The sequence below is a fragment of the Pseudomonas sp. UBA1879 genome (genome assembly GCF_002338065.1).
Classification (GTDB): domain Bacteria; phylum Pseudomonadota; class Gammaproteobacteria; order Pseudomonadales; family Pseudomonadaceae; genus Aquipseudomonas.
Map to the genome: position 1 here is coordinate 58,326 of NZ_DDHJ01000026.1, position 12,114 is coordinate 70,439.

General features: G+C 64.7%; 2 protein-coding genes (1 of these 2 cut by a window edge). Both read left to right on the forward strand.

Annotated elements, in window-relative coordinates:
• Positions 1 to 9,744 (forward strand): non-ribosomal peptide synthetase, encoded by a 9,744-nt coding sequence (locus B3N48_RS26590; RefSeq protein WP_296188798.1) that lies wholly within the window; start codon positions 1 to 3, stop codon positions 9,742 to 9,744.
• Positions 9,744 to 12,114, forward strand: the 5' portion of a protein-coding gene (locus B3N48_RS26595) for a non-ribosomal peptide synthase/polyketide synthase (protein ID WP_296188800.1). Its footprint extends 13,781 nt past the window's final position; the window shows 2,371 of its 16,152 coding nt (coding positions 1-2,371); its start codon is at positions 9,744 to 9,746; the stop codon falls past the right edge of the window. Before B3N48_RS26590 ends, B3N48_RS26595 begins: the two co-directional genes overlap by 1 nt.

A 12,114-nucleotide genomic window follows, 5' to 3' on the forward strand; every position in this document is an offset into this window, starting at 1 on the left:
ATGACATCCATACGAGATCAGGCCGCGCATTTTCCCGAACTGGTGAGCTTGTATGCGCAGCGCCAGCCGGACCGGATTGCCCTTCGACACATCGTCCACGAAGATCAGGCACCGCTGCTGACCACCTACGCCGAGCTGGATCGCCAGGCCCGAGCCGTTGCGGCTGCGCTCCAGCATCAATTGGGCACCCAGGGCGGTGACCGCTGCGTGCTGATCCTGCCCACCGGCGCCGATTACGCGGCGGCGTTTCTCGGTTGCCTGTACGCCAAGGTCATTGCCGTCCCTGCGTTCGCCCCGGAGTACAATCGCCAGACCCACCTGGACCGGCTGACCGGCATCCTTCAGGACGCGACGCCGCGCGTGGTGCTGGGCCGCCGTGAAGACCTCGATAAATTCCAGCCCCAGTTGCAGCCTTTCATGCCTGCAGGCGGGCGGTTTATCGCCATCGAGGACGCAGGCAGCGGGCAGGGCGCGTTTCAGCCGTCGTTGATCGACACCTCGTCGCTGGCGTTTCTTCAATACACCTCGGGATCGACCAGCGCGCCGAAGGGCGTCATGGTCTCCCACGACAACCTCATGGCCAATGAAGTCTCCATGGCCCGGCATTTCGTCACCGACGCGTCCACTGAAAGCTGGGTCAGTTGGCTGCCGCTCTACCACGACATGGGCCTGATGTGCGGCCTGCTGCTGCCGCTGTACTACGGTGGCACGCTGACGCTGATGTCACCGAATTATTTCCTTGGCCGCCCCGCGCGCTGGTTGGAAGTGATGAGCGAATACAACGGCACCTTCTCCGGCGGCCCGGATTTCGCCTATCGCCTGTGCGTCGAGCGGGTCAAACCGAGCGCGGTGAAGGGCCTGAAACTCGACAACTGGAGTCTGGCGTTTTCCGGTTCCGAGCCGATCCGCATCGCCACACTGGACGCCTTCAGCGAACACTTCGCGGCCGCCGGTTTCGACCGCCGCGCCCTGACCCCGAGTTACGGCCTGGCCGAAGCCACGCTGTTCGTCGCCGCCGCCCACCGCGCCGTGCCCTTCGGCATCAAGCGCTTCGACGGCCAGCAACTGGCCGCCGGTGACGCCGACAAAGCGCTGTTCGCCCACCAGAACGCCACGAGTCGTTTGCCCGGTTGTGGCTGGTGCCGCGACGACCACAGGCTGCGCATCGTCGATGCCGTCAGCCAGACCGTTTTGCCGGAAGGGCAGGTCGGCGAAATCTGGATCGCCGGCCCCAGCGTTGCCGAGGGCTACTGGCAGAATCCCGAGGCCACCGCGCAGACCTTCGTGCAGGCCGACGGCACGCGTTGGTTGCGCAGCGGCGACCTCGGCATCGCCAGCGCCGGCGAGCTGTTCATCACCGGTCGCTTGAAAGATTTGATCATCCTCAATGGCCAGAACCTCTACCCGCAAGACATCGAACAGTCGCTGGAAAAGCGCGTCGAGCTGCTGCGTCGCGGGCGTATTGCCGCGTTCCCGGTGACCGATGAACGGGGGGGCGAGGGCGTCGGTCTGGCCCTGGAAATCAGCCGCAATGTGCGCCGTCTGGTGAAGCCTCAGATGATCTGCGATGCGGTGCGCGATGCCGTGTCTGAACTGTTTCTCGTGGCACCGAACGTCATCGTGCTGCTGGAACCCGGCGCCTTGCCGCGCACCACCAGCGGCAAGTTGCAGCGCTCTGCCTGCCGCGTGGGCTGGCAGAACGGCAGCCTCGACAGCTTCGCGGTCTGGCAGGACGGTCTTCTGTTGGGTGCCGAGGGCGAGCCGGCGGATGACGTCCCGCTGCTGCCTGAAGTGGTCGCCGCGTGGCGTGAAGTGCTGGGCAAGGACGACCTCAAAGCGGGCGACCATTTCTTCGCCCGTGGCGGCGATTCGGTTGGCGTGGTGCAAGTGCTGTCGCGCCTCAATGCCGAACTGGGCCTGAAGCTGGAACCCGCGCACCTGTTCGAACAGCCGACCCTTGGGGCCTTCAGTGCCCACGTTGCACGTCAGACCCGCAGCGCCGAACGCGCGCTTGCCGTGGTACGTATTTCCCGCGATACCGCGCCTGAGCAGTCGTTCGCCCAGCAGCGTTTGTGGTTTCTCGCGCAACTGGAGCCGGACAGCAGCGCCTACCACCTGTGCGGCCAGTTGAGCTTGAGCGGCGCCCTCGACGACGTTGCTTTGCAACGCAGTTTCGACGACCTGGCCGCGCGCCATGAAAGTCTGCGTACCACCTTCGCCATCGATGCCAATGAAGTGCTCGTGCAGCGCATTCATCCCGCCCAACCGGTGGTCATCCAACAGCACGATTTGAGCCTGCACGCGCAACCCCTCGAAGCCCTGGGCGAACTGGCCAAGGCTGCCGTCGAGCAACCGATGGACCTACAGACCGGGCCGTTGTGGCGCGTGCTGAACGTGCGACTGGCCCCCGGTCAGCAGCAATTGGTACTGGTGCTGCATCACATCATCGCCGACGGCTGGTCGGTGCAGGTCATGCTCAAGGAGTTCGCCGCGCTGTACACCGCTTACGCCAAAGGACGAATTCCGGCGCTGGCGCCGCTGCCGATTCAATACGCCGACTTTGCCGCCTGGCAACGCCAACGTCTGGCTGGGGGCGAAGGTGAGCGGCAACTGGCCTACTGGCGCGAACGGCTGGGCGACATCCATCCGGTGCTCACACTGCCTGCGGACCGTCCGCGTCCTGCGCAGCAAAGCCACCGTGGCGCCCGTTATGCCCTCGCGTTCGACAGCCAACTGAGTCAAGGTCTGCGCGACCTCGCCAGCGCTCATGGCGCAACGCTGTTCATGGTCATGCTCGCGGCCTACAAGACTCTGTTGCAGCGCTACAGCAGCCAGACCGATTTGCGCGTCGGCGTACCCGTGGCGGGGCGGACCTGCACCGAGGCGGAAGGCCTGATCGGGCTGTTCGTCAACACGCTGGTGCTGCGCACTGAGGTCTCGCCGCAGCAGTCGTTCAGCACCTTGATCGAAGCGGTGAAACACACGGCGTTGGGCGCTCAGACCCATCAGGACCTGCCGTTCGAGCAACTCGTCGAGGCGCTGGGCGTGTCGCGCAACCTCAGCCACAACCCGCTATGTCAGGTGAAGTTCACCCAGCAGTTCCCGCTGCCGCAAAACGCGGACATGGGCGGGCTGCGCATGGACGTCAACCAGCTGGACGACTTCTCTGCGCACTTCGATCTGGGCCTCGACATCACCGACAGCCCAGACGGCATTCAGGCGGTATTCACCTACGCCTGCGACCTGTTCGACGAGCCGCGTGTCGCTGGTTTCGCCGCCGACCTGTTGCGCATTTGCGCGCAAGGGGTGGCAGACCCCAACGCGCGACTGGCGGACCTGAAGGTTTCTGCTGTGCCGTCGCAGCTGAATGCCGAGCGGATGTCATTCCCGGCCAGCGACGTGTTGACGCTGTGGAGTGCCAGTGTCAACGCGCAGCCTCAAAAGCTGGCATTGCAGGGCGAAGCGCACGGCATCGATTTCGCCAGCGCAGACGCCGACGCCAATCGACTCGCCCAGCACCTGCGCGCTTCCGGTGTGGGCGTGGAAAGCCGTGTCGGCCTGCTGCTGGAACGCTCGGTGGAGTTCGTCGTCAGTCTGCTGGCCGTCTTCAAGAGCGGTGCCGCCTACGTGCCGCTGGACCCGAAATGGCCCGCTGAACGTCAGGCCTTCGTACTGGCTGACAGCGGCGCTCGCTGGTTGATCAGCGATGGGCCTGCGCCTGCTGATTTTAAAGGCGACGTCATTGATGTCGGGGTCGCTGCCCCATGGCGAGCCCAACCGGCCACCGCGCTGAACCTGCCGCTGCACCCTGAACATGCCGCGTACCTGATCTACACCTCGGGCACCAGCGGCACGCCGAAGGGCGTGGTCATCAGCCACTGCGCGCTGGCCGATTACGTTCAGGGCCTGCTCACGCGCCTGGATCTGAACGCCGATGCGAGCATGGCGATGGTTTCCACCGTGGGCGCTGACCTCGGCCACACCGTGCTGTTCGGCGCCCTGTGTTCGGCGCGTACGTTGCACTTGATCAGCCCGGACCGCATCAGCGACGCCGACCGTTTCGCGGCTTACATGACCGACAACAAGGTCGGTGTGCTGAAAATCGTCCCGACCCACCTGAGCGGCCTGCTGCAAGCGGCCAATCCCGCTGACGTGCTGCCACAACAGGCGTTGATCCTCGGCGGCGATGCCTTGCCGTGGGCGCTGGTGGCGCAGATCCAGCGCCTGAAACCGGCGTGCCGGGTGATCAACCACTACGGACCGACCGAAACCACGGTCGGCGTGCTGAGCAACGAACTGGCAGCGCTTCACACCGCAGGCGACAATGCGCCCATTGGCCGTCCGCTGCCCAACGCCACTGCGCTGATTCTCAACGAGCATCTGGAACCGGTGGTGCAGGGCGACATCGGCGAGCTGTATATCGGCGGCCCCGGTCTGGCGCGGGGGTATCACGATCGGCCTGGCATGACTGCAGCGGCGTTCATTCCCGATCCGACTGGCAGTGGACGTCGTCTGTACCGCAGCGGCGATCGGGCGCGACTGCTGGCCAACGGGCAGATTCAATTCCTCGGGCGCGCTGACGATCAGGTCAAGGTGCGCGGCTACCGCGTGACCCTGGGTGAAATCGCCCAGCGTCTGCGCCAACTGGACGGCCTGCGCGATGCCCATGTGCGGGTGGATGACCGAGGCCAACTGATCGCCTATGCCTTGATCGACAAAGGCGCGCAGGTCGAGGGCGAAGCGCTGCGGGCGCAACTCGCCGACCGACTGCCGGATTACATGGTGCCGAACCACGTACTGACGCTGGAGACGTTCCCGCTCACCGCCAACGGCAAGCTCGACCATGCTGCGCTGCCTGCGCCAGACCGCGTGTCGCACGGCTTCGAAGCCCCCCACGCAGGCGTCGAAGCGGCCCTTGCCGCGCTCTGGGAAAACGCCCTCAAGGTTGACGCCGTAGGCCGTCACGACAATTTCTTCACCCTCGGCGGCGACTCGATTCTCAGCCTGCAAATCATTGCCCGCGCGCGCCGTCAGGGCATTCGCCTGACCCCCAAGCAACTGTTCGAGAAACAGACCATCGCCGAACTGGCCCAGGTGGCGCTGCTGGCCGAGGCCAAACCGGTCGCTGCCCCCGTGTCTGCGCCGGTTTTGCCCCGTGACTTCGACCTGACGCCGATTCAGGCGCGGTTTTTCGCGTTGCCCGTACCCCAGCGTTCCCATTGGAACCAGTCGCTGTTGCTGAACCTACCGAACGCGCTGGACGTCAGTCTGTTGCAGCAAACGCTGGCGCTGCTGGTGGCGCACCACGACAGCCTGCGCCTGAGCTTTCATCTGGGCGATGACGGCCAGTGGCAACAGCGGTATCGCGACGCTGAAAACGCCGAACGCCTGCTGTGGACCTGCGAACTGAGTCGCGAAGATGACCTCGCGTCCCTGAGCGACGAAGCCCAGCGCAGTCTCAACATCGAAACCGGTCCGCTGCTGCGCGTGGTGCATGCGCGCTTGCCATCGGGTGAGGGGCGTCTGTTGATTGCCATCCATCACCTGGCGGTGGACGGCGTGTCGTGGCGCGTGCTGCTGGAAGACCTGCAACACACCTACACCCAGTTGGCCGCGGGGCAATCCGTCGCGTTGGCCGAGAAAACCGTGAGCTTCCAACGCTGGTCGCAGTCCCTGCACGACTTGGGGCGTAACCCTGATCTGGCGGCGCAATTGCCCCATTGGCAGCGTCTGTCGACGGCCGATGCCTGCCTGCCGGGCGACACCTCGGTTCATAGTCGGGTGGGCGAAGGCGAGACCGTCAGCCTGACCTTCGATGCACAGGACACCCGTCGTCTGCTCAGCGAAGCCCCGGCAGCCTACCGCACGCGCATCGATGACCTGCTGTTGGCGGCGCTGTCTCAGGCGTTGTGGCAGTGGAGCGGTCGTCGTCGCCATGTCATCAGCCTTGAAGGTCATGGCCGTGAAAACGTCGTTGAGAACGGTCACGGGCTGGATCTGAGCCGCAGCGTCGGCTGGTTTACCAACCTGTACCCGGTGGCGCTGGAAGCGGATGACGACGCGATTGCCACGCTCAAATCGGTCAAGGAAGCCGTGCGTGCCGTGCCGGATAAAGGCCTCGGCTACGGCGTCCTCAAATACCTCGCCGGTGCCGAGCTGCCGGAGCTGGTGGGGCAGGGCGTGACCTTCAACTACCTCGGCCGCTTTGACAATGGTTCAGCTGATTCCGGGGACGCGCTGTTCTCCCTGTCGAGCCAGACCCTTGAGCACCTGCGCGACCCGCAAGGGCCGTTGGCCAATGCCCTCGCCATCGACGGCCAGGTGCGCAACGGCCAGTTGCGCTTGGACTGGACCTTCAGCCGCGAGCGTTTCAGTCGAGAAACCATCGAGCAACTGGTGGCGCTGTACCGCGCGCAACTGCTGCAACTGATCGAGCATTGCAGCGACGAGCGTCATGCGGGGCTGACCCCTTCGGACGTTCCGCTGGCGGGCCTCTCTCAAACGCAACTGGACGCCTTGCCGATCCCGGCGCGGGAGATCGAAGACATCCTGCCGCTGGCGCCGATGCAACAAGGGATTCTGCTGCACAGCCTGTTGGAACGGGGCAACGGCATCTACCTGATGCAGGACCAATACGCCGTCGGCAGCGAGGTGGATTTCGAGGCGTTCAAGCACGCATGGCAGCAGGTGGTGCAGCGTCATCCGGCGTTGCGCACGGCGTTTCACGGGCTGGAAAGCGGCGTGCAGCGTCAGGTGGTCATGCGCCGCGTGCCATCGCCTGCGCAACTCATCGACCTCAGCCATTTGTCCCGCGCCGCTGCCGAGGCCGAGCTGGAAGCGGTGTTGAGCGCCGAGCGCGAGCAGGGCTTCGACTTCGCCAAGGCGCCGCTGCTGCGCCTGCGTCTGGTGAAGTTCGGCGAGGCGGATTTCCGCATCGTGCAGAGCCACCACCACGCGCTGATCGATGCCTGGTGCCGGGGCCTGATGCTCACCGAGTTCTTCGCTCACTACCGCGCCTTTCTCGAAGGGCGCCACGTGAGCTTGCCTGCCGCTCGCCCGTATCGGGATTTCCTCGCGTGGCTGGCCGAACAGGACGAAGCCGGTAGCCGCGATTACTGGCGCGAGGCGCTGGCCGGGTTCACCGACGTCACGCCGTTGCCGTATCGCCATAGCCTGCAGCGTCATCCAGAGCGCCAGCCGCAGATGTGCGACGTGACCCTGGCCCTTGGCAATGCGCAGACCGCGAAACTCGCCGATCAAGCCCGTCAGCATCGCCTGACCGCCAACACCTTCGTGCAAGCCGCATGGGCTCTGTTACTGATGCATCACGCCGACCGTGAAGACGTGTTGTTCGGCGTCACCGTGGCCGGGCGTCCGACCGAACTGGAAGGGATCGAAGGCGCGCTAGGGCTGTTCATTAACACGTTGCCGCTGCGCATCCAGCGTCCGAGCCTGGGCGCATCGGCGCTGGAATTGCTCAAGGCCCTGCAGGCGCAAAACGCCGTGATGCGTCAGCACGAACACCTGTCTCTGGCCGACATTCAGCTGCTGGCCGACACCCCGCGCGGTCAGCCGCTGTTCGACAGCCTGTTCGTCTTTGAAAACGTTCCGTTGGGCGCCGAGGTTCAGCAGGCCGTGAACGAATACCGCATCCAGCCGCTCGCCAACCGCACCCATACCAACTACCCGTTGACCGTGGTGCTGTTGCCCGGGGAGTCGCTGCAACTGCAGCTGACCTACGACACCCGTCACTTCGACCATACCGACATGGAGACGTTGGTGGGGCACTTCCGCCGTCTGCTGACGCAACTGATCGACAACCCGCAACAGGCCCTCGGTCAATTGCAACTGCTGGAACAGGCCGAGCGCGAGCAGCTGCTGGAACAGGCTCAGGGCGCGGTGCAGAAACACTGGTACGAGATCAGCTACCTGGAGCGCTTCGAGGCGCGGGTTCAGGCCCATCCGGCACGGGAGGTCGCACGCTGCGAAGGCGAGCGCCTGAGTTACGACGCGCTCAACCGAAAGGCCAACCGCATCGGTCACGGCCTGATCGCCGCAGGTGTGCAGGGCGACGACGTGGTGGCGCTGTTCGCCCCCCGTGGTCTGCCGCTGCTGAGTATGATCATCGGCGCGTTCAAGGCCGGTGGCGCGTATCTGGCGCTGGACGATCGTCATCCCGCCAGCCGCAGTGCGCGCATGCTGGTGAGCAGCGGTGCCCCGGTGCTGCTGACCCCACGTGACTGTCTGGCGCAGGTCGAAGCGATTCTGGCCCTGATGGAAACACCGTCGCGTCTGTTGATCCTCGAAGACCTGCTGGCCACCGACTGCGATGACAATCCGCGCCGTTATGCGAGCGCCGAACAACTGGCGTACGTGATCTACACCTCGGGCTCCACCGGCGAGCCGAAAGGGGTGATGGTCAACCAGCGCGGCATGCTGAATAACCAGATGTCGAAGCTGCCGTACCTGCGATTGGGCGAGGGCGACGTGATCGCCCAGACCGCCGCCACCGGGTTCGACATTTCGGTGTGGCAGTTCCTCACGGCGCCGCTGTTCGGGGGGCGCTTGGAAATCCTGCCGGACGCCGTGGTGCAGGATCCGCAACGGCTGCTGGAAGAAGTGGTCGCGAACCAAGTCAGCGTTTTGGAGTGCGTGCCCGCCGTGATCGACGGCATGCTCGCGGTTGCACCCCAGCGGCTCGATGCGCTGCGCTGGCTGATGCCCACCGGCGAAGCGCTGACCGTGGACCTGGCGACCCGCTGGTTCAACCACTATCCGAACGTGCCGTTGGTCAATGCCTACGGCCCGGCCGAATGCGCCGACGATGTGGCGCTGCACACCCTCACCGGCGCGCCTGCTGCCAAAGCCAACATGCCTATCGGTGGCCCCACCGACAACAACCGTTTGTACGTGCTGGATTCCAGCCTGCAACTGGCCGCGCCGGGTGTGGTGGGCGAGCTGTACATCGGTGGCGTGGGGGTCGGTCGCGGTTATGCGGCGCGTCCCGGCCTTACCGCCGAGCGCTTCCTGCCTGATCCGTTCGGTGAGCCGGGGGCGCGTCTGTACCGCAGCGGCGACCTGGCGCGCTGGAACGCGGAGGGTGCGCTGGAATACGTCGGCCGGGCCGACTTCCAGGTGAAGATTCGCGGCCAGCGCATCGAACTGGGAGAAATCGAGAGTGTGCTGCTCGCCCAATCGTCGGTGCGCGACGCGGTGGTCAGTGCGCACGCCACCGCCCACGGCCCGCAACTGGTGGCGTATGTAGTCGCCGAAGCGCAACAGGCGCTGTCTGTCGATGTGCTGAAAACCGCGCTGGCGCAGGAACTGCCGGCGTTCATGGTCCCGGCCCATGTGCTGTTGCTGGAGCGTCTGCCGCGCAACGCCAACGGCAAGCTCGACCGCAAGGCTTTGCCAGCACCGACGATGCAGGCACGCCACTTCGAAGCCCCGCGGGGCGAGCGCGAAGAAACTCTCGCCGAACTCTGGCAGGGCTTGCTCAACGTCGAGCGGGTCGGACGTGACGACAACTTCTTTGAACTGGGTGGTCACTCGCTGCTGGCAACGCGTCTGTTGTCACGCATCCGCGAGCGCCTCGGGGTGAGCATTCCGCTGGCGCAGGCCTTCGAAGCCACCACCGTCGCCGCACAGGCCGCCCTGATCGACACCTTGCAGGGGCAGACCCTGACGCTCGACCGGCTCGATGCCCTGGACGAGTTCATGAATGAGCTGGAGGAAAGCAACTGATGTCGCAACCGAGCATGACTTCGCACAGCAAGCTGCTGGCTCTCGCCACCCGCTTTCTCAGCCTCAACGCCGCACAGCGTCGGGTGTTTCTGGGCAAGCTGCGCGAGCAGGGGCTGGACGCGTCGGCGTTGCCGATTCCAGCGGGCGTGGCGGGGGAACGCAGTCCGGCGTCGTTTTCCCAGCAGCGTTTGTGGTTCCTTGAGCAACTGGAACCGGGCAACAGCACCTACCATCTGCCGGGTGCCTTGCGCCTGAAAGGTACGCTGGAGGTGGCCGCTGTGCACTCGGCGTTCGTCCGGGTAGCTGAGCGGCATGCCAGCCTGCGCACGGTGTTCGGCACCGCTGAAGACGGCACACCAGAGCAGGTGATTCGGGCATCCCAACCGATGCCGTTCGAACACGTGAATGCCGCCGATGAAGGTGAGTTGCAAACGCTGGCCGAGGCCTTCGCTCGCCGCCCGTTCGACCTCGCCCAAGGCCCGCTGTGGCGAGTGGCGCTGGTCACGTTGGGCGATGACGAACACGTGCTGCTGGTCTGCCTGCACCACATCATCGCCGACGGCGGGTCGATTCAGGTGCTGTTGCTGGACTTCGTTCAGGCCTATCGCGCGTCGCTCGCAGGTGACGACAGCGCCCTTGAACCGTTGCCCTTGAGCTACGCCGACGTCGCCTTGTGGCAGCGCGCGTGTCTGGAAGCGGGTGAGGCGGATCGTCAGCTCGACTATTGGAAACAGCAGCTCGGCGATGAACCGCCCGTACTGGAACTGCCCGCCGACCGTCCGCGTCCGGCGCGCCAGAGCTTTCGCGGCGCACGCCTGCCGTTCAGCTTCGACGCCGCACTGTCGGCACGCCTGCGCGAACGGGCGAAACAACGGGGAGTGACCCTGTTCACGGTGCTGCTCGCTGCCTACCAAGTCTTGCTCCACCGCCTGAGCGGGCAGAGCGATCTGCGCATTGGCGTGCCGATGGCCGGGCGTCAACGGGCGGAAACCGAGGGCTTGATCGGCTTCTTCGTCAACACCCAGATTCTGCGTGGCGAGGTCACGGCCGACGCCACGTTCAACCAACTCATCGACCACGTGCGCTTGGCGTCCCAAGGCGCACAAGCCAATCAGGATTTGCCCTTCGAGCAACTGGTGGACGCGCTGGCCCCCGAGCGCAGCCTCAGCCACAACCCGCTGTTTCAGGTGCTGTACAACCATCAGCAGCGTCAGGACCAAGCGTTGCAATTGATGCCCGGTCTCGACGCGACCTTGATGCCGCTGGACAGCGGCAGCGCACAATTCGACCTGGCCTTGCACACGTGGGAAAACGCGGCGGGTGAGCTGGCGGGTAACTGGAACTACGCGACGGATCTTTTCGATCACGGCAGCATCAAGCGTCTGCATCAGCGGTTCGAGCAGCTGTTTGCGCAGTTGCTGGCGCGGCCTGACGCGGCGATTGGCGATATTGAGTTGCTCGATGCCCAGGACCGCGCGCAGTTGGTTCAGGTGAATGGCACAGCGCAGGATTGGGGTGACGAATCGTTGTTGGTTCACCGTCAATTCGAGCGTCTGGCGCAACGGCATCCGGCGCGTGAAGCGTTGCGTTGTGGGGATCAGGTACTGACCTACTTGCAACTGGATCAACGGGCCAATCAACTCGCTCATTACCTGCGCGGGCAAGGGGTGGGGCGGGAATCGCTGGTGGGCGTGGCAGCGCTGCGTTCGGTGGAAATGGTCGTCGCGCTGTACGCCGTGGTGAAGGCGGGCGCTGCGTATGTGCCGCTGGACCCTGAATACCCGGCTGATCGTTTGCGCTACATGCTGGAAGACGCGGGGATTGGCTTGTTGCTGAGCCACGATCTTGTGATTGACGATCTGCCTGTTGTGGAAGGGTTGCAGGTGCTGAATCTGGATCGCCTGTCCCTCGACGATCAATCAATCACTGCCCCAGTCGTGGAGATTCACCCCGAGCAACTGGCCTACATGATCTACACCTCCGGCTCGACCGGAAGGCCGAAAGGCGCAGGCAACACCCATGCGGCGCTGTTTAACCGCCTGGCGTGGATGCAGGAAGCGTATTCGCTCGACGCGACTGATGCCGTGCTGCAAAAAACACCGTTCAGCTTCGACGTGTCGGTGTGGGAGTTCTTCTGGCCGTTGATGGTCGGTGCGCGTCTCGTCATGGCGCAGCCCGGGGATCATCGCGACCCTGCGTTGCTCACCGCTTTGGTTGCCGATCAGCAGATCACCACGCTGCACTTCGTGCCGTCGATGCTCGCCGCGTTCATGGCTCAGGACGATCTGAGCAGCTGCGAATCACTGAAACGCATCGTCTGTTCCGGCGAAGCCCTGCCTGCCGATCTGTCGCGGGAAACCCTGCAACGCC